This is a genomic window from Comamonas sp. CMM03 (assembly GCF_019218715.1).
Classification (GTDB): domain Bacteria; phylum Pseudomonadota; class Gammaproteobacteria; order Burkholderiales; family Burkholderiaceae_C; genus Comamonas; species Comamonas terrigena.
The window spans coordinates 832,392-855,983 of record NZ_JAHUXB010000001.1; the positions used below are offsets into that span (position 1 = coordinate 832,392).

Below are 23,592 nucleotides of genomic sequence, written 5' to 3' on the forward strand. Positions count from 1 at the left end.
CGCCTATTGCAATGCAGCAAACCGGCCCGCATGTCCCCCGGTCCGGCGGTGTTGACCGGGCATGCCGCTGGCATGCATTCCCCGGCTGCGGCCGGGCGGACATCCTCTTTCGATTGGCTCTTATGACCTCACTCCAGACTCCTTTCCACATTGGCTCCGTCACTCTGTCCAACCGCGTGGTGATGGCCCCGCTGACGCGCATGCGTGCCTTTGACGGCCGTGCGCCGGGTGCACTGCAGGCGACGCACTACCGCCAGCGTGCAGGCGCGGGGCTGATCCTGACGGAAGCCACGTCGGTCACGCCGATGGGCGTGGGCTATCCCAATACGCCGGGCATCTGGTCGGACGCGCAGGTGGCAGGCTGGAAGCAGGTGACCGAGGCCGTGCACGCCGAAGGCGGCAAGATTGCATTGCAGCTGTGGCATGTGGGCCGTATTTCGGACCCCGAGCTGCTGGATGGCCAGCTGCCCGTGGCTCCCAGCGCCATTGCCGCCGAAGGCGAGGTGAATGTGCTGCGCCCCAAGCGCCCCTATGCCGTGCCGCGCGCGCTGGAGACGGCCGAGATTGCCGGCATCGTGCAGAACTTTGTGCAGGCCGCGCGCAACGCCAAGGCAGCCGGTTTTGACTTCATCGAGGTGCATGCCGCCAACGGCTATCTGTTCGACCAGTTCCTGCACGACGGCAGCAACCAGCGCACCGACCAGTACGGCGGCAGCATTGAAAACCGCGCACGCTTTCTGCTGGAAACGCTGGATGCGCTGGCCCAGGAATGGCCGGCCGAACGCATTGGCGTGCACCTGAACCCCATGAGCAACACGCACAGCATGCGCGACAGCGACCCGGTGGCGCTGTTCACCTATGTGGCCGAACAGATTGCGGCGCGCAAGCTGGGCTTCATCTTCTCGCGCGAAGAGCTCAAGGACGGCGTGCTGCCCATCGGCCAGCACATGCGCAAGGTCTTCAAGGGCACGTTCATTGCCAATGACGGATTCACCCAGCAGCAGGCCGAAGCCGTGCTGGCCAGCGGCGCTGCCGATGCCGTGGCCTTTGGCCGCACCTTCATTGCCAACCCGGACCTGCCGGCCCGCTTTGCCCAGAGCGCGCCGCTGAATGCGCTGAATGCCTCCACCATCTACAGCCCCGACGCCACGGGGTACAACGACTACCCGGCGCTGGAAGCCTGCACCGCAGACTGAGGCAGACCACTGCCGCTGCACGCCCGGCGTTGCCTTACCCGGCGTGCCGCAGTGCAGCGGTGCAGTGCCACCCCGAAGCCAGGCTTGTCAGCCTGGCTTTTTTTGTGCCGCACAGGTCGCTGTCGTTCCGGCGGGCCGCAGTTATTCGCCCGTGTGGAAGGCCTGCATGCCCTGCATGCAGTACTGCAGAAAGCGGTTGGCGGACGGTGACAGATAGCGGCCGGTGCGGGTGATGAGCTGCATCTCGGCCTGCTGGAACGGGGTGCTGTTCACCGCCACGGCGCGCACGCGGCCCTGGGCCAGTTCGGTGGTGATGGCGCAGGGCGGCAGCAGGGTCACGCCCTGGTTGGTGGCAACAAAGCTGATCAGCACGCTGATCAGATTGCTGGTCAATGCCGGGGAGAGGCGGATCTTGTCCGCCTGCTCAGCGTATTCCACCAGCTGGCGGATGCCGTAGACGCCCTGCAGCAGGGCGATGGGCCACTGTGTCAGCGCCTGCAGCGTGGTGTGCGGCACATCGGCCAGCGGGTGCTGGGGGTGGACGATGGCGTGCATGGGCTGGCGCGCCGCGCCGCGGGCGGTGATGTGGCTGTCTGCCGGTGGGTAGTAGACGAGGCCGATCTCGGCCTCGTCCTCGCGCACGCGGCGCATGATTTCGGTGGTGCCGTAGATTTCCAGCGACACGCTGACCCCCGGGTGCTGCAGGCGGAACTGGCGGATCGGTCCGTCGATCAGCTCCTGGGCAAAGCCTTCTCCGCTGACCACGCTGACGCTGCCGCTGTGCAGGCCGCGCAGCGCATCCACCTTGGCCAGCATGTCGTGCTGGTGGGCGGTCTGCTGGCGGTGGTAGTCCAGGATGAGCTGGCCGGCCTCGGTGGGGACCACGCCGGTGCGGTGGCGCTCCAGCAGGGCCAGGCCCAGTTCTTCTTCCAGCAGGCTGACCTGGCGGCTGACGGCCGAGGGCACGATGCCCAGTTTTTCGGCTGCAGCGCGCACGGAGCCACAGGAAACCGCTTCAAAAAGATAGCGTGCGCGGGAGTCTTGGAAGGCTTGCATGGAGGTCACCAGGGGCGTAGATTGATGCGTGGTAATACTAATGTTCTTTTTTTTAGAACAGAAAACAAAACCACATGCAATAAACGCATTGCTATATTCGGCGCCCGTATGGGCAGGGGCTGGGGTGCCGGCTGGGTCTGCCATTTCGAGCCATCCATTGCGCGGCACAACGTGGGCTGCAGCGCAGAGAAAGACATTGATGAGTACAGCGATGCGGCCAGCCAAGGCAGCAATGAACATGGGCAGCGTGGTGCAGATTTTTGTGCTGGCGCTGGTGATTGCGGCCTTGTCCGAATGGCTGGGGCCTCTGCCCATTGCCCTGGGCGTGGGCAAGGTGGTGTTGCTGCCGATGATCTGGGCGCTGCTGATCGGCCTGGTGCTGGGCCTGCTGCGCAAGCGCATGCCGGCGCCGCTGCAGGTCAGCCTGCAGAGCCAGCATCTGTCGGCGGCGATTCTGTCGTCGGCGCTGTTCCTGTTTATCGCCAAGCTGGGTCTGCTGGTGGGCGGTTCGCTGCCGCAGCTGGCCCAGGTGGGCTGGGGTCTGGTGCTGCAGGAGCTGGGCAATCTGGTGGGCTGCATTGCCTTGGGCATGCCGGTGGCGCTGCTGCTGGGCATCAAGCGCGAGGCGGTGGGCGCCACGTTCTCCATCGGCCGTGAGCCGGGTCTGGCCATCATCGGCGAGCGTTTCGGCATGGATTCGCCCGAAGGCCGCGGTGTGCTGGCCGAGTACATCACCGGCACGCTGATCGGCGCGATCTTCATTTCGCTGCTGGCGGGCTTTGTCTCCAGCCTGAACATCTTCCATCCGCTGGCCCTGGGCATGGGCGCGGGCGTGGGTTCGGGTTCGATGACGGCCGCCGCCGTGGGCGCCATTGCCGCACAGCACCCCGAGATGAGCGACCAGATCGCCACCTTTGCCGCTGCCGCCAACCTGATTGCCACCACGGTGGGCACCTACCTGACGCTGTTCATCTCGCTGCCCGTGGCCGTGTACGCCTACCGCGTGCTGGAGCCGCTGCTGGGCCGCAACCGCAAGGCTGTGGCCGTGGAAGAAGCCAAGGCCGCCGCAGACGATGCCGAGGAAGAAGTGGTGCACGGTCCCGTGCTGGGCCTGGGCATGCGCCTGGCTTCCTGGGTGCTGGTGGGCGCGATGGTGCTGATCGGCAACCGCATCGGCTACGGTATTCCCGTGCTGGATGCGCTGCCGGGCGTGGTCATCATCATCGTGGCGGTGCTGGTGGGCGACCTGATCTATGTAGGCACCAAGCGCAAGCTGCCTGCCGTGTGCTGGATCTCGTTCATCGCCATGGCGCTGACCTTCCCCCACACGCCGTATGCGGCCGAAGTGGCCGCACTGACCGGCAAGATCAACTTCCTGGCCATGATCACCCCGATGCTGACCTTTGCCGGCCTGTCGCTGGCCAAGGACATTCCGGCTTTCCGCCGCCTGGGCTGGCGCATTGTGGTGGTGTCGCTGCTGGCCAATGCAGGCGTGTTCCTGGCCGCGACGATGATCGCGCAGACCTTTGTGCACACGCTGTAAGCACCACCGGAGCAGAGCATGCAAACCATTCAATGGCCGGGTCAGCAAGAGCTGCAAGCCTGGCGCCATGATTTTCACCGCCACCCGGAAACCGCCTTCCAGGAGCACCGCACCAGTGCCCGCGTGGCCGAGCTGCTGACCAGCTTCGGGCTGGAAGTGCACACCGGCCTGGCCGGCACCGGCGTGGTGGCCGTGCTGCAGGGCGCGCTGGGTGCGGGCCCGTCCATCGGCCTGCGGGCCGATATGGACGCGCTGCATGTGACCGAGCTGAACACCTGCGAGCATGCCTCGCAGCACACGGGCCGCATGCACGCCTGCGGCCACGACGGCCACACCAGCATGCTGCTGGGCGCGGCCAAGACGCTGGCGGCCCACCCGGACTTTGCTGGTACCGTGCACTTCATCTTCCAGCCTGCCGAAGAAAACGAAGGCGGCGCCCGCGCCATGATTGCGGACGGCCTGTTCCAGCGCTTTCCCATGGAAGCCGTCTACAGCATGCACAACTGGCCGGGGCTGCCGGTGGGCACGGCGGCGGTTCACAGCACGGCCGTGATGGCGGCGTTCGACATTTTTGACCTGACGCTGATTGGCAAAGGCTGCCACGCCGCCATGCCCCACCTGGGCAAGGATGCGCTGCTGGCCGCCTGCCAGCTGGTGACCCAGCTGCCGGCGCTGATTGCCCGCGAGCAGGAGGTGCACAAGCCCGCCGTGTTGAGCGTGACCAGCTTCAACGCGGGCGACACCTACAACGTGATGCCCGAAGCCATCAAGCTGCGCGGCACCGTGCGCTGCTTTGACATGGCCCAGCGCGCGCGCATCGAGCAGCGTTTTCGCGACGCCATCAACGCGACCTGCGCGCTGCACGGGCTGGAAGCGAAGCTGGATTACCGCGTGAGCTACCCGGCCACCATCAACAACCCGCAGCACGCCGAGGTCTGTGCCGAGGTGCTGAACAGCGTGCTGGGCGACGGCAAGGTGCGCCGCGACATGGTGCCCAGCATGGCTTCGGAGGATTTCTCCTTCATGGCCCAGGAATGCCCCGGTGTCTACATCTGGCTGGGCAATGGGGAAGACAGTGCCTCGCTGCACAACCCCAAGTACGACTTCAACGACGCGAATCTGCCGCTTGGCGTGCGCTACTGGGTGGAGCTGGTGGGTGCGCTGCTGCGCGACGGCAAGCTGCCCCAGGCGTCCGCCGCGGTCTGACCGCAAGGCGGCAGGGCAGCAGAGCTGCAGAACGGCTGTGATAGCGGCCTTCCGCACAACCCTGCACCTTCAAAAAAAGCCAGCGCAGTGCGCTGGCTTTTTTCATGGCCGTGTGTGGGGCTTACTTGTCGAACAGCGCCTGCAGCTGTTCGCGCTGTGCCTGGCCGGATTGCAGGGCCAGCATCAGCAGAATGCGCGCCTTGGGGGCCTTGAGGTCGCCGGCCATGATGGCGCCGGCGTCGAAGGAGGTTTTGCCGCCGCCTTCAAAACCGTAGCTGGGCATCACGCGCCCATTGTGCACGCGGGTGGTGACCACCACGGGCACGCCCTTGCTGATGGCGTATTTGGCGGCGTTCAGCATGGGCACGTTCATATTGCCCATGCCCAGCGCGTCGATGACGATGCCTTTGACGCCCCGGTCCACGGCCTGGCGCAGCGCCTCACCGTTGGCGCCACCGTACATGGGGAAGATTTCCACTTCGGGCATGGTCTGGGCCTGGATGGCGATGTGCTGGCGGCGCACGGGGGCGCTGCCGTAGATCACGCGGTCGGGGTAGACCTCGCCCAGGAACCCGTATTCGCCGGAGCGGAAGGTTTCCACATTGGCGGTGTGCGTCTTGGTCACATAGCGTGCGGCATTGATCTGGTTGTTCATGGCCAGCATCGCGCCCTTGTTCTGGGACTGCGGGTCGACGGCAATGCGCACGGCGTTGAGCAGGTTGCGCGGGCCGTCAAAGTCGGACACCGAGGCGTTGCGCTGGGCACCGATCAGCACGACGGGCTTGGGCGACTGCACGGTCAGGTCCAGCCAGAAGGCGGTTTCCTCCAGCGTGTCGGTGCCATGGGAGACGATGACGCCCGCCACCTCGGGCCGGGCCAGCGCGGCCTGGACGGCGGCGCTGAGCTGCACCCAGCGCGCCGGGTCCATATAGTCCGACGGCACGTTGGAGAGGTTGTTCACCTGGATCTGGGCGTACTTGCCCACATCGGGCACGGTGGCCAGCAGGTCGTCGCCGGAAATGGCCGGCACCGGTGCATTCTTGACCGGGTCGATCTTCATGGCGATGGTGCCGCCGGTGGCAATGAACTGCACCGTGGGTTTGGCCTGGGCCAGGACGTTGCCGGCCAGCAAGGTGGTGGACAGCGCCACGGCGAGGGCCATGGCAGTGGGGCGAAAGCGTTGCATAGGGGGGTGTCTCCGAGAGGGTAAAGGCTTGTAATGCGCCTGCCATGCAGCAGGCCCCGCCATTGTTGGCACGCCAATGCACCGTTTTGGGGAGTTGGGCCTCGTGGAAATCCCGCAGCCGCCGGGGCGCGGCGTGTGGCAAGCCGGCGGGGCCTTGTGCCGCATGGGTCTGGCGGGGCTGGCGTGCGGTGCCATGCAGCCTGGTTTTCGACAGGGTGCTCCTGATTAGATAGCTGTCTGCGATTGCAGTGGCTGAATATCCAGCAGGTTTTATGGCCATCGCAACGGTGTCCTGCAGGTGACGCAGCCGGTGGCGGGGCACCGTGGGCGTGTGCCTCCGCAGGTATGTTTTGTGCAATGCACAGGGTGGGGCCTGGGCCGCAGCGGCGCAGGCTGATCTCTCCCTCCACTTTGTAAATGCCTGCCATGACCCTTCAGCATGTGACTTTGACTTCCACTACCCCGGTGGGCGCTCCGCGCGCCGCCGGCAGCCCGGCGCCGTGTGTGGTGCCGGCGCGGCCGGAGCCGGTGGCGTTTGCGGCGGCGCAGTCCGCGCTGATCGTGGTGGACATGCAGAACGCCTATGCCTCGGTGGGCGGCTATGTCGACCAGGCCGGCTTCAGCGTGGCCGGCGCGCAGGCCGCGGCCGACAAGATCCTGCAGGCCATCAGCGCCGCGCGCGCGGCGGGCATGCTGGTGGTGTTTCTGCAAAACGGCTGGGACGCCGACTATGTGGAGGCGGGCGGCCCTGGATCGCCCAACTGGTACAAGAGCAATGCGCTCAAGACCATGCGCAAAAAGCCCGAGCTGGCGGGCCGCTTCCTGGCCAAGGGAGGCTGGGACTATGCGCTGATGGACTGCATGCAGCCCCAGCCCGGAGACATTGTGGTGCCCAAGGTGCGCTACAGCGGCTTCTTTCACAGCCAGCTGGACAGCGTGCTGCGTGCGCGGGGCATCAACACCTTGTTCATGACCGGCATTGCCACCAATGTGTGCGTGGAGTCCACCTTGCGCGACGCCTTCCACCTGGAGTACTTCAGCGTGCTGCTGGAGGATGCCACCCATGCGCTGGGGGGCGACAGCATGCAGCAGGCCACGGCGTACAACGTGGAGACGTTCTTTGGCTGGGTCAGCCAGATGCCGGCGTTTTGCGACGCCTTGCAGACCGAGCCGGTGATGGCCTGAGGGAGAGGGTATGCCGGGATGAGGCAGGGCTGAGGGATGGCTGCTACGGTGTAAAAATTGTGCAGAATGTTGATTTAGTCAACATTTCAATGCGATAATTGATTGATTAAATCAACCAATATCTGCATGACACCGTCTTCCTCTCCCACTCCGTCCCGCTGGAAGCTGCACCGCCGCTTTGTCCCCGTGGTGTTTGCCTTCTACATGGCCATGATCATGGCGTTGCTGATGTGCGCCACCATCGTCGGGGTGCAAACCGGTTTCGACGCAGGCTACTGGTCCCGCGTGCTGAGCGCCTATACGCTGGCCTTGCCGGTGGCGTTCTGCTGTGTGATGGTGGTGCGGCCTTTTGTAATGCGCCTGGTGGCGCTGACGGTGCATACCGGACACTGAAAATCGCCAGGGCACTCTGCACCCTGGCGTCTTGCTGGCAGCTGCGAAACGGCGAAAACCGCCGCATTCCGTGCTGCCTCCTGGTGTGGGAAGCCTGCACGCCGGAGGCCTTACGCACTGTTGGGGTGCTGATAGCCGGTGCTCACGCAGGTCTTGTCGCCTAGGCGTCAGTGCGGAATCGCTATCGATTTCTACACTCTTTGTCACCAAATAACTATTAGGAAGACAAAGACAATGAGTATCTCGCGCAGAACCGCTCTGCAGGCGGGCGTGTCGGCCGTGGCCGGCTCCTGGCTGGGCACCGCACCGTCGCTGGCCCAGGCCAGCAAGGCTTTTCCCACCCGTGCCATCAAGCTGGTGGTGGCGTTCCCGGCCGGGGGGCCGACCGACCTGACCATGCGGCAGTTGGCAGAGAACGCGAGCAAGGTCCTGGGCCAGCCCGTCATCGTGGAAAACCGCCCGGGTGCCTCTGGCTCGCTGCCTGCGGCCCAGCTGCAGTCCACCCAGGCCGATGGCTACACCCTGGCCCAGTTGCCGATGAGCGTGATGCGCCTGCCGTTCACCACCGGCCTGAAGTGGAATCCGGTGGAAGACCTGAGCTATATCCTGAATGTGACCGGCTATGCGTTCTGCATGGTGGCCAGCACCCAGTCGGGCCTGAAGAGCTGGCAGGACGTGGTGGCCTGGGCAAAGGCCCATCCCGGCAAGCTGACCATTGGCAACACCGGCACCTACACCTCGCCGCACGTGACCTCGGCCATCATTGCCCAGCAACTGGGCCTGGAAGTGGTGCATGTGCCCTACAAGGGCTCGGCCGAGCTGATGCGCGCCACCATGTCCGGTGAGGTGATGGTGGCGGCCGATACCAGCGCCGTCATCCCCTATGTGGACCAGGGCCGCATGGTGGCGCTGAATGTGTGGACCGAAAAGCGCCTGCCCACGCTGCCCAAGACGCCCACGCTGATTGAGCTGGGCCTGCCCACGACCCAGTATTCGCCGTTTGGCCTGGTGGCGCCCAAGGGTCTGCCCAAGGATGTGCAGGCCCGCTTGCACGACGCGTTCAAGCAGGCCATGGAGATGGAAAGCTACCAGGCCATGCTGCAGCGCTTCGAGATGCTGCCCATCTACATGGACAGCGCGCGCTACAAGCAGTTTGCCCAGGAATCCACCGTCAAGGAAAAGGCTGCGCTGGCCAAGCTGGGCCCGCAGGCCTGAGCCGGGCTGGCTCTATAGCAATGTGCTGCTTCGGCGCCGCCAGCGCGCTGAAGCGGCCATTGCATGCTTTCAGGCTTGCAGGTTTACAAGCTTGAGAGTTTGAGAGTGCGTGAACCCTGGCGGGGCTCCGGCACCGTCAGGCGCTGCGTCTACTGCACCCCGTGGGCAGGCCCGCACTGCAGCGCCTGCGGCAGGTGCGGGTTGATCCGATCTTGGCACAGGGCGGCGTAGTCCTGCTGCCATGCGGCCCAGGTGCGGCTGGGGGCCTGCGGGTCGGCCAGCAGCCGATCCACCCGTTCCGGGATGTGCAGCAGGTCCTCAGGCGGAGGGCCGGGCACGTGCCGGGCCCATGCGGCCACTTCCCTGGACAGCGGCGAGTCGTCCAGCGCCTTCACTTGCACACGCAGCCGGTGTATGGCCTGGTTCACCTGGCTGCCGGTGTGCGCCAGATCCGGCGGGGCCGCACTATCGAGAAAACCGTAGATGGCCACCAAGCCCAGGCAGGCCAGACTGGTGGTGAGCAAGCGCGGCACGGAGTGACTCCTTTGACGGATAGGCCGGGGCTCCCGGGGTAAAGCTTCGCATAGAGCAGGGGCCCATTCGGAAATCTCGCTCCGTCGTGGTGCCAGGCGCTGCGCTGTACATGCAACAGGCGCAAGCAAGTGTTGTGCAGCACCAGGGCAGTGGAAGGGGGGCGCCACGGGCCGGGGCAGACCGTGACCGGCGTGGTCAGCTGGGCTAGCGGCCCAGCAGGCGTGCGTCGTAGACAAAACGCCCGTGGTCCACGGCGGTGATCTGCGCCGCATCCGGGTGGGCGGGGTTGAGCAGGTAGTTGAATTCCTGCGGAATGATGACCGAGGGCACGCGCAGCACGGCGCTGCGCAGGCTGCGCGCCCAGCGGGAGCCGTAGTCGGCGGCACTGGGGCTGTCGGGGCGTGCGTTCCAGCGGGCCGGGGGCGTGGCGGTTTCGGCGGCCGCCCACACGGCGGCGGGAATCTGTACCTCGATCAGGTAGCGGCGCAGCGGCAGGCCGCTGGCGTTCAGGTGCACCACGGTCTCCAGGCAGGCCAGCGCGACGGAGCTTGCGCAGTACACCATGGGTACGGAAGGCCGGTTCCAGCGCCCGCCGTGGATGGCCATGCCTTTGCCGTCCAGGTCGGTGGCTTTCCAGGCCGGGCCCTGGGTGGCAATGCGCCAGACCGAGACCGGTGGGGCCGCGGCCTCAGGCATAGGCGCCGGAGATCATGCGGTGCAGCAGCGATTCCACCAGCGCCACGCCCGAAGCGGTGTCCAGGTAGGCGGCCGGCTTCTCGCCGCCCAGCGCGGGGTTGGCCTGCTCCAGCCACTGGCCCAGCCACTGGCCGGCGTCGAAGCCCTGGGAGTCGCCATAGTCCTGCACCATCTGCTGCACCATGCCGATCAGGCGCTGCAGCTGGAACAGGCGTTCGCTCTGGTCGCTGTCCAGCACGTCGGCGCCCTTGATCTTGCGCAGCACCGTGGACTTGGGAAAGCCCAGGATGTGGATGGTGCGGTCCACGCTGAGCTGCAGCGCCGAGGCCATGTCGGACACGCCCTGGGCGCCCAGGCCCTGGCGGATGACGGCAATGCGGTCCTGCACCGGCATGGCCAGCGCGTCGGCATATACGCCGGTGGCAGCGCCTGCCCGAGGGCCTGTGCGGCGGGTGGAAGCACGCCCCGGAACACGGGCCGCAGCGCCGGGGCGGGGCGGCATGGGGGATGCCCGGCTGGCGGACGGGCTGTTAGACCGGCTGGTCGTTGGGGTGGCGCGGGTCATGGCGGGGTGGTGCTCATTTGGGTGATTTGATTATCTCAAATGAGCAGAAAAGGGCAAGCCGTGCGGGGAGCGCTGGCCGACCACCCGGGCCAGCGCGCTGCCTTATTTGAAGATGGCCACCGGCATCTCCGCCTGCAACCGGATCTGGTCGATGTTGGCTTCGCCCTGGGCCTTGTTGGTGCGGTGCACGCCATAGCGCAGCTGCAGCGACAGGCCCTTGGCGCTGCCTTGCTGCACGGTGTAGCGCACGATCAGATCGCGTTCCCAGTGCTTGCCACCGGTGCCGGTGTAGCCCAGGTAGTTGGCATAGACGCTGTTGAGGCGGCGGTTGTCCACGCCAGAGCCCCGGGTGTAGGCCACGCCCGCGCTCAGGCCCGGGGTGAGCAGGCTGCCCAGGTCCAGGTGGTACTGGAGCTGCCACGAGGCTTCATGTGCACCGTTGAAGTCGGACAGCTGCATGGCGTTGTCCAGCCAGATGGAGCCCCGGTTCACATAGTCGAAGGGGTTGTCGCCGTTGACCTTCTGGTAGCCCAGTCCCAGCTTGTGCGGGCCGAAGGCGTAGCTGCCCAGCAGGCTCCAGGTGGTGGTGGCGATGTCGCCCGCCCGGGCCTTGCCGGTGTCGGCGCTGCGGTAGACATTCAGGTTGAAGGAGAGGCTGCGCTGGTCGGCCAGCGGCAGCTTGTAGAAGCTGCCCAGGTACCAGGTGTTCCAGTGGTCCTCATAGCGGCCGTAGTAGCTGCTGACCGACAGGTTGGGGATGGGGGTGTTCCAGGCGCCGCCCAGAAAGCTGAAGGAATCGCCATTCACCCCGGAGTAGTTGGCCAGCAGCTGGCCGCCATTGCTGCGGGCATTGCGGTCGGCCCAGCGGGTGAAACGCCCGGCTTGCAGCGTGACGTTGGCAATGTCGCTGCTGGTGATCTGCCAGCCGCGGTTGGTTTCGGGCAGCAGGCGGGTGTCGGAGGAGCTGAAGATGGGGTTCTTGGTGCGCATCTCGCCCAGCTTCAGTTCGGTGGAGGACACGCGCAACTTCAGGGCGCCGCCGGCACGGCCAAAGCGGTCGGGGATGTCCTGCCCGTCCTTGGCCACGTAGCGCGGTGTGGCGCGAGCACTGTCGGCCTCGGTGCCCAGGTTGACGGCGCCATAGGCATGGGCGTCCAGCCCCACGCCGACCAGGCCGCGGGTATAGCCGGACTGGTAGTTCAGCATCAGCCCGTAGGCTGCTTCCTGGGCCTGGGTCTGGCCGCGCACACCGCTGGCTGCGCGGAAGCTGCTGCCCTTCTGGTAGTCCAGCTGCTCGAACAGCATGCGGTTGAGCAGGGTCAGGCTGCTGCCTTCGGTGAAACCGGTGGCGTCATCCTGGGCGCCGGCACAGGCGGCGCCGGTGGTGCAGAGCAGGGCCAGGCTGAGAAGGTGGGAGGCGGTAGGTCGGCGCATGGAGGGGCGGGGTGGGTGGGAAGGGTGGCCGGCGCAGCGTGCGCTGGGTATCGGGGAGGGCGTTTATCGGGCGGCGGCGGCAGCGCGCGAGACAATGCCTTCAAAGCGCTGGCGGGCTTGTTCCGGTACATCTTCCGGTACCACCAGCTGGGAGAGCGGGGTGTCGCCCACCCGCACCAGCATGACCATGCCCATGGCGTAGTGGGGCTGGCACTTGATGCCGTACAGACCCGGCTGGGTCAGGGTGATGGCAATCTCTTCATTGACCTTGCCGCGAAAGGCGGTGGCGCCCGCCGGAGCCATGCCGGCGATGGAGACGGCGTCGTGGCCGTTGCTGGTCGCCAGGAACTTGATGGTGTCGCCGGGGGCGGCCTGGATGAATTCGGGCTCGTAGACCATGGCGCCGTGCGGCCCGCGGTTGAGCATCTTGACTTCAAAGGTTTCGGCGCTGGCCCCGCTGGCGGCGCAGCAGCACAGCCACAGGGCGGCCAGGCGGGAAGCAAGGGAGACGGTCATGGGCAAGGCTTTCAGGGCAAGGGGGTGGTCAAGGGACGCAGGCGCAGCACGCGGCTGCCGTCGAGGGGGTCGGTCAGGCTGTGGGCCTGCACCTGGAAGACGGTCTGCAGCAGTTCTGGCCTGAGCACTTCGTCGGGCGGACCCATGTGCACGAGCTGGCCCTGGTGCATCACCGCCAGTCGGTCGCAGGCCAGGGCCTGGTTCAGGTCATGCAGCGCAATCACCTTGGTGATGGGCAGGTGCTGCACCAGCTGCATCAGCGACAGCTGCTGGTGCACGTCCAGGTGGTTGGTGGGTTCGTCCAGCAGTAGCACGCTGGGCTGCTGCGCAAGGGCCCGGGCAATGTGTGCACGCTGGCGCTCGCCGCCCGACAGGGTGTGCCAGGTGCGCTGCGCCTTGTCCTGCAGGCCGACGGCGTGCAGTGCCTGGTGCACGATGTCCCGGTCCCGCGCCGAAAGCGGCTGCAGGGCCGACAGCCAGGGGGTGCGCCCCAGCTCCACGGCGTCCCAGACGGTGATGGCATCCTGCGTGTGTGCGCTTTGCGCCACCAGGGCCAGCTGGCGGGCAATGCTGCGGCGTGGCAGGCGGTGCAGTGCCTGGTCCCCCAGCAGCACGTCACCGGTTTGCGGGCGCAGCACGCCGGACAGCAGGCGCAGCAGGCTGGACTTGCCCGAGCCGTTGGGGCCGATCAGGCCCAGCATTTCTCCGCTGTGCACCTGCAGCGAGACGTTCTGCACGATGGGCGTGCCCTGTACCTGCCAGCCGAGCTGGCGTGCCTGCAGTGCCACCGCAGGCGGTGTGGAGGGCGTGGATGCCATGAACATGAAGGGGGCGTTCATGCCCGGCGCCCCTGGGCCTTGAGCAGGATGAGCGCAAACACCGGGGCGCCCACCAGGGCGGTAATGACACCGATGGGCAGGACCTGGCCGGCGATCAGCGTGCGCGAGACGACATCGGCCGCAATGAGAAACACCGCGCCAATCAGTGCACTGGCGGGAATCAGGCGACGGTGGCGGACGCCAACCATCAGCCGCGCGGCATGGGGGATCACCAGCCCGACAAAGCCGATGGCGCCGACGATGGAGACCATCACCGCTGTCATCAGCGCGGCCGCCAGCAGCAAGGTCAGCTGCACCCGGCGCACCGGAATGCCCAGTGCGGCGGCGGATTCGCTGCCGAAGGTGAATGCGTCCAGCGAGCGGGCATGCAGCAGGCACAGGAGGGTGCCGATACCGGCGACCGTGGCGGTCAGCAGCGTATCCGGCCAGCGCACGCCGCTGAGGCTGCCCAGCAGCCAGAACATGATGCCGCGCGCCTGTTCGGCACTGCCGGACTTGGTGATGACCAGCGAGGTCAGGGCGTTGAAGAGCTGTGATCCGGCAATGCCGGCCAGCACGATCTGCCCGCTGTTGCGCAGTCCGCCATTGCCGGCGGCGTGGGCCAGCAGGGCGACCAGGGCAAAGGCGCACACCGCGCCGAAGAAGGCGCCCGTGGTCATCGAGATGGCGCCGGCGCCCAGGCCGGCCACGGTGACCAGCACCGCCCCGGTGGAGGCGCCTGCCGAGATGCCCAGCAGATACGGCTCTGCCAGCGCATTGCGCAGCAGCGACTGCAGGATCACGCCGGAGATGGCCAGGCCCGCGCCGCAGCTGGCGGCTACCAGTGCCCGCGGCAGCCGGTAGTTCCAGACGATGCCCTGGGTGATGGGGTCGACGGCGGACAGCGGCTGGCCCAGCAACTGGTGGGCCAGCACCTGAAAGACGGTGTGCGCGGAGATGTCGGTCTCGCCGATGGCGATGCCCAGCACGACGGCGATCAGCAGCAGGGCGGCGGCCGCAGCCGCTACCCAGGCCGTGCGCAGACGCCGCCGGCCGCCAGCGGTGCCGGCGGCGTCTGCGCGAGGGAGTGCAGTCTCTGCTTGCATGGAAATAGGCAAGGCTGCCGTGCAGGGCGGCACGGCAGGGGAGCTTTCTTCTTGCTGCTCTTGTGGTGCTTGTTGCGCTTGCTGTTCTTACTTGGCCGCGCCTTGCAGGCGGAGCACGGCCTCGGCAATCTGCTCCATGCCGTCGACCTGGCGGATCGAGCCTTGCAGGGCATCCGCATCGACAATGACGATGCGCTGGTTCTTGACGGCATCCATGTGCTGGGTGACCGGGTCCTTCTTCAGGAATTCCAGCTTCTTTTGGTAGTCATCGGCAGGGAAGCGGCGGCGGTCCATGCGGGCAATGATCAGAATGGACGGGTTGGCCTTGGCAATGGTTTCCCAGCCTACGGTGGGCCATTCTTCGGTGGAGCCGACGACATTGCGCAGGCCCATGGACTGCATCATGTAACCGGCCACACCGTTCTTGCCGGCCATGTACGGGTCGGCCGCCAGATCGGAGCTGGAGAACCACAGCGCCGCCGACAGGTCTTGCAGCTTGGATGCCTTGACCTTGGCGATGGCCTGGGCCTGGCGGGTGCCGAGGTCCTTGACCAGGCTGTCACCGCGCGCCTGCACATCAAAGATCTGGGCCAGCTGGTGAATGCTCTTGTAGAGGGACTTCACGTCGTAGCCGGCCGTGCGTGTGCCGTCCGACCCCACCAGGTTGTTCTTGCCCTCGCAGTCGGTGGGCATGGCGTAAGTGGCGATGCGCAGGTCGTGGAATTGCTCGCGGGTGCCGACCACGCCGTCCTTGCCGATCATCCATTCGAACTGGGACACGACCAGTGCCGGGCGCTTGCCGATCACCGACTCGAAGCTGGGAATGTTGTCGGACAGACGCGGCGCCTTGTCGTTGACGGCCTTGAACTGCGGCAGCACCGGGTTGAACCACAGCGCCGTGCCGGCCACCTTGTCGCCCAGGCCCAGCGCATACAGCATCTCGGTGCCGCCCTGGCCGATGGTGACGGCCGAAGCAGGGGCCTTGTCGAAAGTGACGGTGTGGCCGCAGTTCTGCACCTGCAAGGGATAGTCCGTGGCGTGGGCGGTGAAGGTGGTGGCCAGCAGGGCGGTGCAGGCAAGGCTTCGGATCAGCATCAGGCTCGTCTTTCCAGGTTGGGCAGGGACCACTGGAAGACAAGGCACAACCCACGCTGTGCGTGCGGGCCGCAGCGGCGCCGGAACGACAGAGTCACGAGAAATGGCTCACTTCCCGGACACCCCGCCGGCAATGAATGGTTGGTGCTTTGGCAGGTCTCCTGACTGGCAGATCAGCGCCTCGCGGCCACCTTCCCAAACTGGCGTTCAGTGGTGTGTCGGTCGCGGGCTCATTGCCTACAGTTGCGGGGGCAGTTCCATTTGGCAGGCAGCGCCAGGGGCGCGGTCTGCACTGGATTCCCTCATGCGGCCAGCGTATGCCGGCGCATGTCCTTGCGGAACCAAAGTTCGGTTAATGTAGCTGATTTTGTAGCGGCAGCCCCCACGGCAGCCTGTGCGCATGGCGGTTTCGAGGCTGGCATGACCCTGTCTTTGTCCCTGTCCCATCTGATTTCCATCCAGCCGGTCGAGCGCCTGCAGGAGGTGGACGGTTTTCTGCGCGATGCACGCGTGCAGATGTTCGGTGCGCGCGTGTCTGCCCAGGACACGCCGGCGGATCTGCTGCATTTCGAGCAGGTGTACGGGGGCGGCGGCGGGCAGATGTGGGCGGCCCACGATGCGCAGCGGGGTGTGGTGGGCAGCATTGCCTACCGCCCGTACGACGGCCGGTTTGCGCAACTGGACTTCGGGCCGCTGGCCGTGGTGGAAGTGGTGCGCCTGTTTGTGGCGCCAGTGTGGCGGCGACAGGGCCTGGCGCAGGCCTTGTGGGCCACGCTGCAGGCCCACGCCCGGGCCCACGGGGTGGAGGTGCTGTACCTGCACACCCACCCGTTTTTGCCGGGGCGCTGGAGTTCTGGCAAGGCAAGGGGTTTGCGGTGCTGCAGCGCGAGGCCGACCCGGTCTGGCAGACCATCCACATGCAGTGCCTGCTGCCGCCTGTGCTGCCCACTGCAGCGTCCACTTAGCTGTCCCCGTTGCGCGAAGGGTGTGCTGCCGCTCCTATAATTTGCGCTTTGAACAGGAGCTCTGCATGGCGCATGCCCATGCCGGGTGAAACGGGAAGTCCGGTGACCTTCGCCTTCGGGTGGGAAGCATTCCGGCGCAGCCCCCGCTGCTGTAAGCCTGACCGCCACACGTTGATGCCACTGGGTACGTTACCTGGGAAGGCCGTGTGTGCGGTATGACGGCGAGCCAGAATACCGACCTGTTCGATTGCAGTGGTATGCCACGGGGTGTGGGCTGTTTGCTGACTGGCCCTTTCCACCGCTTTGGCGGTGCGACCCAGGCCTGTCGCACGCATCGCTTCCCCTCCGCATGCTTTTTGTCGCGTGGCGGCTCGGGGAGAGCATGGTTCAACCGTTCACACATCGGCATGCCCGGCGCATGCCTGTCCCAACGTCCGTGCAGGGCGTGCGCATGGCTGCGCGCTGCACTGCGGATGTCTCCATGGCACGGCCTGCCGGGCAGGACCGGCGCATGCACCCCCTGACCTGTGGCCCGCAGCGGTTGTTCGGCCGAGGCCGTGAGCGCCATGGCGGCCAGCCGGTCGCGGGCCCTGCCGCTGCACTGCCCTCACATCGCCCACGCCGCGCACACTGCGCCGGCACCCCCTTCACTGGCAGCGGGCGCTGAGGCCGCAGCTTTCTTTTTCTTCGGAGCACAGGAGTTTCTGACCATGAGTACGCACCACAAGATCCCCGCCACCATCGTTACCGGCTTTCTGGGCAGCGGAAAGACCACGCTGCTGCGCCACATTCTGCAGAACGCCAATGGCCGGCGCATTGCGGTGATCGTCAACGAGTTCGGCGAACTGGGGATCGACGGCGAGATCCTGCGTGGCTGCGGCATCGGCTGTGAAGACGAAACCAATCCGCAAAGCGGTCAGCTCTACGAGCTGGCCAACGGCTGCATGTGCTGCACCGTGCAGGAAGAGTTCTACCCGGTCATGCGCCAGCTGATTGCGCGGCGCGACGATATCGACCACATCCTGATCGAAACCAGTGGCCTGGCCCTGCCCAAGCCCTTGGTGCAGGCATTCAACTGGCCCGAAATCAAGAACGCCTGCACGGTGGACGCCGTGATCACGGTGGTGGATGTGCCGGCGACGGCCGCCGGCCAGTTTGCGGCCAACCCCGCGGCCGTGGATGCCCAGCGCAAGCAGGATCCGAATCTGGACCATGAATCCCCGCTGCACGAGCTGTTTGAAGACCAGCTGATCTCCGCCGACCTGGTGGTGCTGAGCAAGCTGGACCTTGCCAGCGCGCAGGACCGCGCCAAGGTGGAGGCCATCGTGCGGGAAGAGGTGCCGGCCCAGGTGAAGATCGTGGCGGCCGAGCATGGCCAGATCGATCTGGGGGTGGTGCTGGGCCTGTCCAGCGCCTCGGAAGAGAGCATCCATGAGCGGGTGGGCCACCACGAGCATGGCGAAGGCGAGGAACACCACCACGACGCGCACGACCACGATGCCTTCGATTCCGTGGTGATCGAGCTGCCCGAGGTGGATCGGGATGCCCTGCTGGCGTGCCTGGCCGACATCGTGGCCGAGAACACGGTCTACCGCGTCAAGGGCTTTGTGTCCCTGGAAGGCAAGCCCATGCGCCTGGTGGTGCATGGCGTGGGCAAGCGTTTTGACAGCTATTTCGACCGCCGCTGGCGCGACGACGAGGCGCGCAAGACCCATCTGGTCTTCATCGGCCACGATCTGGAAGAGGACCCCATCCGTGCCGCGCTGAATGGTCTGACCGCCGGAGCGCTCTGATGCATTTGCTTGCCGTCCAGCCCGGGGGCTTTGTCGATGACGAAGCCTTTGTCTCCAGCCTGGGCCAGTCGCCGGCCGATGTGGTGGTGCTCAGTGCAGCCGACACCACGCTGGCCTTGCTGGCCGAGGCCTATGCCCAGCTGCAGGCCAGCGCCGCGCAGCAGGGCCTGGGGCCGGGGAGGGACGGCGAGCGTCTGCCGACGGTGCGGCTGGCCAATCTGATGCATCTGCGCCAGCCGGCCTCGGTGGACCTGTACGTCGACGAGGTGCTGCAGCATGCCCGGGTGATTGTGGTCGACCACCTGGGCGGCGAGAGCTACTGGCCCTATGGCACGGAGCGCATCCGCGAGGTGTGCCGCCAGAACGGCATTGTGCTGGTGATGTTTTCCGGGGATACGACGGAAGACCTGAACCTGCTGCAAAAGAGCACGGCCTCCGTGGAGCAATGCCGCAGCATCTGGCGCTATCTGCGCGAAGGCGGGGTGGCCAATGCCCGCGAGATGTTCCGCTATCTGTGGCACAGCTTTCTGCAAGGGGCGCAGCCGGCGCTGGCGCCGCGCCCGCTGCCGTCCGCAGCGGTGTACCACCCCGCGCACGATGCGGCGACGGCCGCGCACTGGCTGGAGCCCGGGCCTTGGCAGTGGCAGGCCGGCGCGCCCGTGGTCATGGTGGTGTTCTACCGCGCCCACCTGCAGTCGGGCAATACGCAGGTGTTTCACCAGCTGTGCCAGCAACTGCTGGCGCAGGGCATGAACCCGCTGCCGCTGGCGCTGCTGTCGCTCAAGGATGCGACCAGCCTGGCCTTGCTGCACCAGCTGTGCGGTGCGCACCAGGTGTCGCTGATTCTGAACACCACGTCGTTTGCGCAGTCGTCGCTGGAAACGCCGGGCGACCATGCGCTGGCGGGCGATATCCCGGTGCTGCAGGTCATCATGTCCGGCAGCAACCAGCAAAGCTGGCTGGACGACGCCCACGGGCTGCAGCCGCGGGACATTGCCATGCACGTGGCCATGCCCGAGGTGGACGGGCGCATCATCACGCGGGCCATCAGTTTCAAAGGGCTGTCGCACCGCAGCGAGCTGACGCAGTCGGATGTGGTGCAGTACCAGGCCCATGCCGAGCGGCTGGATTTTGTGGTGGCGCTGGCGCAGCGTTGGTGCCGTTTGCGGCGCAAAGCCAATCCCGACAAGCGGCTGGCATTGATTCTGGCCAACTACCCCACGCAGGAAGGCCGGCTGGGTAATGGCGTGGGGCTGGATACGCCGGCTTCCGTCATCCACATCCTGCAGGCGCTGCAGCAGCAGGGCTATGTGCTGGACCAGATTCCCGCCGATGGCGATGCCCTGATGCAGCAGCTGCAGCAAGGCATCACCAACGATCCCGATTCCTGGGGTGTGCGGCCGGCGCAGCAGAGCCTGGATCTGGCCGGCTACCAGGCTTTCTTTGCCAGCTTGCCGGCGGAGAACCAGCAGGCCGTGGTGCAGCGCTGGGGCCCGCCCGCGTCCGACCCCATGCTGCGCCAGGGGCGCTTCATGGTGGCGGGCCTGCGTTGCGGCCAGGTGTTTGTGGGTATACAGCCGGCGCGTGGCTACCAGCTGGACCCCATGGCCAGCTACCACGACCCCGATCTGGTGCCGCCGCATTACTACCTGGCCTTCTACCACTGGCTGCGCAGCGCCTGGCAGGCAGATGCCATGGTGCATGTGGGCAAGCACGGCAACCTGGAATGGCTGCCGGGCAAGAGCGTGGCGCTGTCGCAGACCTGCTGGCCTGACCTGGCGTTCGGGCCCATGCCCCACCTGTACCCCTTCATCGTGAACGACCCGGGGGAGGGGGCGCAGGCCAAGCGCCGCGCGCAGGCAGTGATCGTGGACCACCTGATGCCGCCATTGACGCGGGCCGAGAGCTATGGCCCCACGCGCGACCTGGAGCGCATGGTGGACGAGTACTACGAGGCAGTGACGCTGGACCGCCGGCGCGCCCAGCTGCTGCGCCAGCAGATTCTGGCGCACATCGTGCAGCACGATCTGCACCAGGACCTGGGGGTGGCGGCGCCCCGTACCGAGGCGGACGAGCAGCAACTGCTGAACAAGACCGATGCCTATCTGTGCGAGCTCAAGGAAAGCCAGATCCGCGACGGGCTGCATGTCTTCGGCCAGTCCCCGCAGGGGCGCCTGGAGCGGGACACCCTGCTGGCACTGGCCCGCCACCCGGTGGGCAACGGCCAGGGGGCGAACAACAGCCTGATCCGCGCCTTGGCGCACGATCTGCTGCCGGGCACCGCTTTCGATCCGCTGGATGCGGCCTGGGAGCAGCCCTGGACCGGGCCGCGCCCGCAGCTGCTTCAGGCGGTGGATGGCCAGGCCTGGCGCCATGCGGGCGATACCCGCGAACGGCTGGAGCTGCTGGCGCTGCAATGGCTGGAGCAGCCCGGGCTTTCCAGCGCCGATCTGGATGCGGGCTGGGAGCAGACCCGGCTGGTGCTGCAGCGGGTGCAGGACGATCTGCGTGCCCGCTTGCAGGCCTGTGGCCCGCAGGAGATTTTGCAGCTGTGCCGGGGACTGGAAGGCCGTTTTGTGCCGGCCGGTCCCAGCGGGGCGCCTTCGCGCGGCCGCCCGGACGTGCTGCCCACGGGGCGCAATTTCTTTTCCGTCGACACGCGCGCCGTGCCGACGCCCACCAGCTGGACCCTGGGGCTCAAATCCGCCCAGTTGCTGGTGGAGCGCTATACCCAGGAGCATGGCGACTACCCGCGGGCGCTGGGCCTGTCGGTGTGGGGAACGGCGACCATGCGCACCGGGGGCGACGATATCGCCCAGGCCTTTGCCTTGCTGGGCGTGCGGCCCAAGTGGGCGGATGGCAGCTGGCGGGTCAGCGATTTCGAGGTGCTGCCCATGAGCGTGCTGGGCCGCCCGCGCGTGGACGTGACGCTGCGGGTTTCCGGCTTCTTCCGGGATGCCTTCACCAATGTGATCCGCCTGTTTGACGCGGCGGTGCAGAAAGTGGCCAGCCTGGAAGACGAGGATGCATGGACCAATCCCGTCCGTGCACGGGTGCTGCAGGAGGCGGCCGAGCTGCAGGCCCAGGGCCTGAGCGAGGAGGTGGCCCGCCACCAGGCGGGGCTGCGCGTGTTCGGCGCCAAGCCCGGCAGCTATGGGGCGGGTCTGCAGGGGCTGATCGACGGCCGCAACTGGGACAGCGACGAAGACCTGGCCACGGCCTACCGGAACTGGGGAGCCTATGCCTATGGGCAAAAGGACGACGGGACCGCGCTGCCCGAGCGCTTTGTGCAGCGCCTGAGCGAGATCGAGCTGGTGGTGCACAACCAGGACAACCGCGAGCACGACCTGCTGGATTCGGACGATTACTACCAGTTTCAAGGCGGCATGGCGGCGGCGGTGCGGCATTTCCGCGGCCAGCAGCCGGCGCTGTACTTTGGCGACCATGCCAACCCGGATGCCCCGCGCATGCGTACGCTGCAGGAAGAAATCAGCCGGGTGGTGCGCGCCCGCGTCACCAATCCCAAGTGGATCGACGGCATCAAGCGCCATGGCTATAAAGGCGCGTTCGAGGTGGCGGCCACGGTGGACTATCTGTTTGCCTTTGATGCCACGGCCCGCGTGGTGCGCGACGACCAGTACGCGCGCGTGACCGATGCCTTTGTGGCGGATGCCGCCACGCGCGACTTTTTGCAGCAGCACAATCCTGCGGCCTTTCACGGCATGTGCGAGCGGCTGCTGGAGGCCATCCACCGGGGGCTGTGGGAAGACAGCGGGGACTACCAGGCGCTGCTGGAGCAGCAGTTGCTGGCCGCTGAACAATTGTTGGAGAAGCGATGATCTCGTCCACCGAATCCGCACCGCCCGCGCAGGCGGCGGGCTTTCCGTTCACTGCCATCGAGGGACAGCCGCAGCTGCAGACGGCCTTGCTGTTGGCGGCCGTGGACCCGCTGCTGGGCGGCGTGCTGGTGGAGGGGCCGCGCGGCACGGCCAAGTCGACCAGTGCGCGGGCGCTGGCTGCCTTGCTGCCGGCCGGCCGCTTTGTGAACCTGCCGCTGGGGGCGACGGAGGAACAGCTGGCCGGCTCCCTGGACCTGGAAGCCGCGCTGCAGCGCAGTGCGGTGGTGTTCCGCCCGGGCTTGCTGGCGCGTGCCCATGGCGGCATCCTGTATGTGGATGAGGTGAACCTGCTGGCCGATGCGCTGGTGGACCTGCTGCTGGACGTGAGCGCCAGCGGCATCAACCGGGTGGAGCGCGACGGCGTGTCGCACCAGCACGATGCGCGCATCACCCTGGTGGGGACCATGAATCCGGAAGAGGGCCAGCTGCGGCCGCAGCTGCTGGACCGCTTCGGGTTGTTCGTGCGGCTGGAGAATGTGCCCAGTGCCGCGGTGCGCAAGGCCATTGTCAAGACGCGCATGGCCTTCGATGCCGATCCGCAGGCCTTTGTGGAGCAGCACGCTGCGGCGCAATCCGATCTGGCGCAGCGGGTGAAGCTGGCGCGCGAGCGCGTGGCGGCTGTGGCGTGGACCGATGCCGTGCACGACGATGTCGCCCAGCGCTGCCAGGACGCCGGGGTGGAAGGGGTGCGGGCGGATCTGGTGATGCTGCGCGCGGCGCGGGCGCATGCGGCGCTGCACGGCCGCGGTGCCGTCACGCCGGCGGACGTGCAGGCGGTGGCGGAACTGGCGCTGGCGCACCGGCGCACCCAGGCTGCACCGGCTGAGCCGCCCGCGTCGGGTGAGCCGGCGCAGCAGCCGGAACAGCAGCCGAGTTCCGAGGAACAGACGCCACCTCCAGCCCCGCCGCCAACCGGTGGGGCGCAGGGGGCAGGTACCCCGTCCGGCCAGTCCGGGCATGGGCCGGCACCATCGGCGAATACATTGCCGGACCATGCCGCCCCGGCCGATGCCTGGGGCGCCATGCCGCCACCCCAGCTGGTGGCGATGAAGGCGGTCAAGTCGCTGAAGCCTTTGCTGCCAAAAAAAGCCTGACGCGCTCCGCTGTGGCGGGACTGGCCGGAAAGGCCAAGGCGGGGCGCGGTGGCAATACCTCTCGCAAGGGCCGGCTGAACGGGGCGGCAGGGCGGCG

20 protein-coding genes and 2 riboswitches are annotated in these 23,592 nt (G+C 66.8%); of the genes, 10 read left to right on the forward strand and 10 right to left on the reverse strand.

What is annotated here, in order from left to right; all coding sequences use genetic code 11:
- The first annotated feature begins 122 nt into the window (after positions 1–122).
- Positions 123–1,196: an alkene reductase gene (locus KW830_RS03750; protein WP_066532253.1), complete on the forward strand. Its 1,074-nt coding sequence runs from the start codon at positions 123–125 to the stop codon at positions 1,194–1,196.
- A 141-nt stretch (positions 1,197–1,337) separates the two neighbouring features.
- Here the strand turns inward: KW830_RS03750 and KW830_RS03755 are convergent, their stop codons facing one another.
- A complete protein-coding gene (locus KW830_RS03755; protein WP_218332177.1) occupies positions 1,338–2,252 on the reverse strand; it encodes a LysR family transcriptional regulator in 915 nt (304 codons plus the stop codon).
- 199 nt (positions 2,253–2,451) lie between these two features.
- Here KW830_RS03755 and KW830_RS03760 point away from each other — a divergent pair, with 199 nt between their 5' ends.
- Both KW830_RS03760 and KW830_RS03765 read left to right on the forward strand, forming a co-directional pair.
- Positions 2,452–3,795, forward strand: coding sequence for a DUF3100 domain-containing protein (locus tag KW830_RS03760; RefSeq protein WP_218332178.1), 1,344 nt, complete (start codon positions 2,452–2,454; stop codon positions 3,793–3,795).
- A gap of 18 nt (positions 3,796–3,813) precedes the next feature.
- A complete protein-coding gene (locus KW830_RS03765; RefSeq protein WP_218332180.1) occupies positions 3,814–5,001 on the forward strand; it encodes a M20 aminoacylase family protein in 1,188 nt (395 codons plus the stop codon).
- Positions 5,002–5,122: 121 nt separating this feature from the next.
- Here KW830_RS03765 and KW830_RS03770 read toward each other — a convergent pair whose 3' ends face one another.
- Positions 5,123–6,187, reverse strand: a complete 1,065-nt coding sequence (locus tag KW830_RS03770; protein ID WP_218332182.1) for an asparaginase — start codon at positions 6,185–6,187, stop codon at positions 5,123–5,125.
- A gap of 426 nt (positions 6,188–6,613) precedes the next feature.
- Here KW830_RS03770 and KW830_RS03775 point away from each other — a divergent pair, with 426 nt between their 5' ends.
- The 3 genes from KW830_RS03775 (at position 6,614) to KW830_RS03785 (ending at position 8,980) form a co-directional block, all read left to right on the forward strand.
- Positions 6,614–7,372 carry an isochorismatase family protein gene (locus KW830_RS03775; RefSeq protein ID WP_218332184.1) on the forward strand — a complete coding sequence of 253 codons (759 nt, stop codon included), beginning with the start codon at positions 6,614–6,616 and terminating at the stop codon, positions 7,370–7,372.
- Positions 7,373–7,498: 126 nt separating this feature from the next.
- Positions 7,499–7,765, forward strand: coding sequence for a DUF2798 domain-containing protein (locus tag KW830_RS03780; protein WP_218332185.1), 267 nt, complete (start codon positions 7,499–7,501; stop codon positions 7,763–7,765).
- Positions 7,766–8,005: 240 nt separating this feature from the next.
- Positions 8,006–8,980 (forward strand): tripartite tricarboxylate transporter substrate binding protein, encoded by a 975-nt coding sequence (locus KW830_RS03785; protein WP_066533306.1) that lies wholly within the window; start codon positions 8,006–8,008, stop codon positions 8,978–8,980.
- Positions 8,981–9,129: 149 nt separating this feature from the next.
- Here KW830_RS03785 and KW830_RS03790 read toward each other — a convergent pair whose 3' ends face one another.
- From KW830_RS03790 to KW830_RS03825, 8 genes are all read right to left on the reverse strand, one after another.
- The gene (locus tag KW830_RS03790; protein WP_218332186.1) at positions 9,130–9,513 is read right to left on the reverse strand and encodes a hypothetical protein; all 384 of its coding nucleotides are present in this window, start codon (positions 9,511–9,513) and stop codon (positions 9,130–9,132) included.
- A gap of 205 nt (positions 9,514–9,718) precedes the next feature.
- The gene (locus KW830_RS03795) at positions 9,719–10,210 is read right to left on the reverse strand and encodes an RES family NAD+ phosphorylase (RefSeq protein WP_218332187.1); all 492 of its coding nucleotides are present in this window, start codon (positions 10,208–10,210) and stop codon (positions 9,719–9,721) included.
- The gene (locus KW830_RS03800; RefSeq protein WP_218332188.1) at positions 10,203–10,775 is read right to left on the reverse strand and encodes an antitoxin Xre-like helix-turn-helix domain-containing protein; all 573 of its coding nucleotides are present in this window, start codon (positions 10,773–10,775) and stop codon (positions 10,203–10,205) included. The genes KW830_RS03795 and KW830_RS03800 overlap by 8 nt, the downstream gene beginning before the upstream one ends.
- 102 nt (positions 10,776–10,877) lie before the next feature.
- The gene (locus KW830_RS03805; protein WP_218332189.1) at positions 10,878–12,209 is read right to left on the reverse strand and encodes an OprD family outer membrane porin; all 1,332 of its coding nucleotides are present in this window, start codon (positions 12,207–12,209) and stop codon (positions 10,878–10,880) included.
- 63 nt (positions 12,210–12,272) lie between these two features.
- Entirely contained in the window at positions 12,273–12,725 is a 453-nt protein-coding gene (locus KW830_RS03810; RefSeq protein ID WP_218332190.1) for a pseudoazurin, read from the reverse strand.
- An 11-nt stretch (positions 12,726–12,736) separates the two neighbouring features.
- Positions 12,737–13,564 carry an ABC transporter ATP-binding protein gene (locus KW830_RS03815; protein WP_255578056.1) on the reverse strand — a complete coding sequence of 276 codons (828 nt, stop codon included), beginning with the start codon at positions 13,562–13,564 and terminating at the stop codon, positions 12,737–12,739.
- The gene (locus KW830_RS03820) at positions 13,561–14,649 is read right to left on the reverse strand and encodes an iron ABC transporter permease (protein ID WP_218332192.1); all 1,089 of its coding nucleotides are present in this window, start codon (positions 14,647–14,649) and stop codon (positions 13,561–13,563) included. The genes KW830_RS03815 and KW830_RS03820 overlap by 4 nt, the downstream gene beginning before the upstream one ends.
- 87 nt (positions 14,650–14,736) lie before the next feature.
- Positions 14,737–15,744 carry an ABC transporter substrate-binding protein gene (locus KW830_RS03825; protein WP_218332194.1) on the reverse strand — a complete coding sequence of 336 codons (1,008 nt, stop codon included), beginning with the start codon at positions 15,742–15,744 and terminating at the stop codon, positions 14,737–14,739.
- 133 nt (positions 15,745–15,877) lie between these two features.
- A riboswitch (cobalamin riboswitch) is annotated at positions 15,878–16,105 on the reverse strand.
- A gap of 59 nt (positions 16,106–16,164) precedes the next feature.
- On the opposite strand from KW830_RS03825, the gene KW830_RS03830 reads away from it, so the two are divergent.
- The 4 genes from KW830_RS03830 to KW830_RS03845 all read left to right on the forward strand — a co-directional run bounded on the left by KW830_RS03830 (position 16,165) and on the right by KW830_RS03845 (position 23,495).
- Complete coding sequence (locus KW830_RS03830) at positions 16,165–16,749, forward strand: GNAT family N-acetyltransferase (protein ID WP_255578057.1); 585 nt, start codon at positions 16,165–16,167, stop codon at positions 16,747–16,749.
- Positions 16,747–16,967: riboswitch (cobalamin riboswitch) on the forward strand. Its footprint overlaps the gene before it by 3 nt.
- A gap of 452 nt (positions 16,968–17,419) precedes the next feature.
- Entirely contained in the window at positions 17,420–18,502 is a 1,083-nt protein-coding gene (gene cobW / locus KW830_RS03835) for a cobalamin biosynthesis protein CobW (RefSeq protein WP_066533303.1), read from the forward strand.
- Positions 18,502–22,341 carry a cobaltochelatase subunit CobN gene (gene cobN / locus KW830_RS03840; RefSeq protein WP_218332195.1) on the forward strand — a complete coding sequence of 1,280 codons (3,840 nt, stop codon included), beginning with the start codon at positions 18,502–18,504 and terminating at the stop codon, positions 22,339–22,341. The genes cobW and cobN overlap by 1 nt, the downstream gene beginning before the upstream one ends.
- Positions 22,338–23,495, forward strand: a complete 1,158-nt coding sequence (locus tag KW830_RS03845) for an ATP-binding protein (protein WP_218332196.1) — start codon at positions 22,338–22,340, stop codon at positions 23,493–23,495. The genes cobN and KW830_RS03845 overlap by 4 nt, the downstream gene beginning before the upstream one ends.
- Positions 23,496–23,592: the final 97 nt, after the last annotated feature.

Bases quoted from the DNA above. Each gene is read 5' to 3' on its own strand.
- KW830_RS03750 (WP_066532253.1), top strand. From the start codon at position 123: ATGACCTCACTCCAGACTCCTTTCCACATTGGCTCCGTCACTCTGTCC.
- KW830_RS03800 (WP_218332188.1), bottom strand. From the start codon at position 10,775: ATGACCCGCGCCACCCCAACGACCAGCCGGTCTAACAGCCCGTCCGCC.
- KW830_RS03820 (WP_218332192.1), bottom strand. From the start codon at position 14,649: ATGCAAGCAGAGACTGCACTCCCTCGCGCAGACGCCGCCGGCACCGCT.
- KW830_RS03780 (WP_218332185.1), top strand. From the start codon at position 7,499: ATGACACCGTCTTCCTCTCCCACTCCGTCCCGCTGGAAGCTGCACCGC.
- KW830_RS03805 (WP_218332189.1), bottom strand. From the start codon at position 12,209: ATGCGCCGACCTACCGCCTCCCACCTTCTCAGCCTGGCCCTGCTCTGC.
- cobN (WP_218332195.1), top strand. From the start codon at position 18,502: ATGCATTTGCTTGCCGTCCAGCCCGGGGGCTTTGTCGATGACGAAGCC.
- KW830_RS03810 (WP_218332190.1), bottom strand. From the start codon at position 12,725: ATGACCGTCTCCCTTGCTTCCCGCCTGGCCGCCCTGTGGCTGTGCTGC.
- KW830_RS03795 (WP_218332187.1), bottom strand. From the start codon at position 10,210: ATGCCTGAGGCCGCGGCCCCACCGGTCTCGGTCTGGCGCATTGCCACC.
- KW830_RS03775 (WP_218332184.1), top strand. From the start codon at position 6,614: ATGACCCTTCAGCATGTGACTTTGACTTCCACTACCCCGGTGGGCGCT.
- KW830_RS03755 (WP_218332177.1), bottom strand. From the start codon at position 2,252: ATGCAAGCCTTCCAAGACTCCCGCGCACGCTATCTTTTTGAAGCGGTT.
- KW830_RS03770 (WP_218332182.1), bottom strand. From the start codon at position 6,187: ATGCAACGCTTTCGCCCCACTGCCATGGCCCTCGCCGTGGCGCTGTCC.
- KW830_RS03765 (WP_218332180.1), top strand. From the start codon at position 3,814: ATGCAAACCATTCAATGGCCGGGTCAGCAAGAGCTGCAAGCCTGGCGC.
- KW830_RS03845 (WP_218332196.1), top strand. From the start codon at position 22,338: ATGATCTCGTCCACCGAATCCGCACCGCCCGCGCAGGCGGCGGGCTTT.
- KW830_RS03830 (WP_255578057.1), top strand. From the start codon at position 16,165: ATGACCCTGTCTTTGTCCCTGTCCCATCTGATTTCCATCCAGCCGGTC.
- KW830_RS03825 (WP_218332194.1), bottom strand. From the start codon at position 15,744: ATGCTGATCCGAAGCCTTGCCTGCACCGCCCTGCTGGCCACCACCTTC.
- KW830_RS03815 (WP_255578056.1), bottom strand. From the start codon at position 13,564: ATGAACGCCCCCTTCATGTTCATGGCATCCACGCCCTCCACACCGCCT.
- KW830_RS03760 (WP_218332178.1), top strand. From the start codon at position 2,452: ATGAGTACAGCGATGCGGCCAGCCAAGGCAGCAATGAACATGGGCAGC.
- cobW (WP_066533303.1), top strand. From the start codon at position 17,420: ATGAGTACGCACCACAAGATCCCCGCCACCATCGTTACCGGCTTTCTG.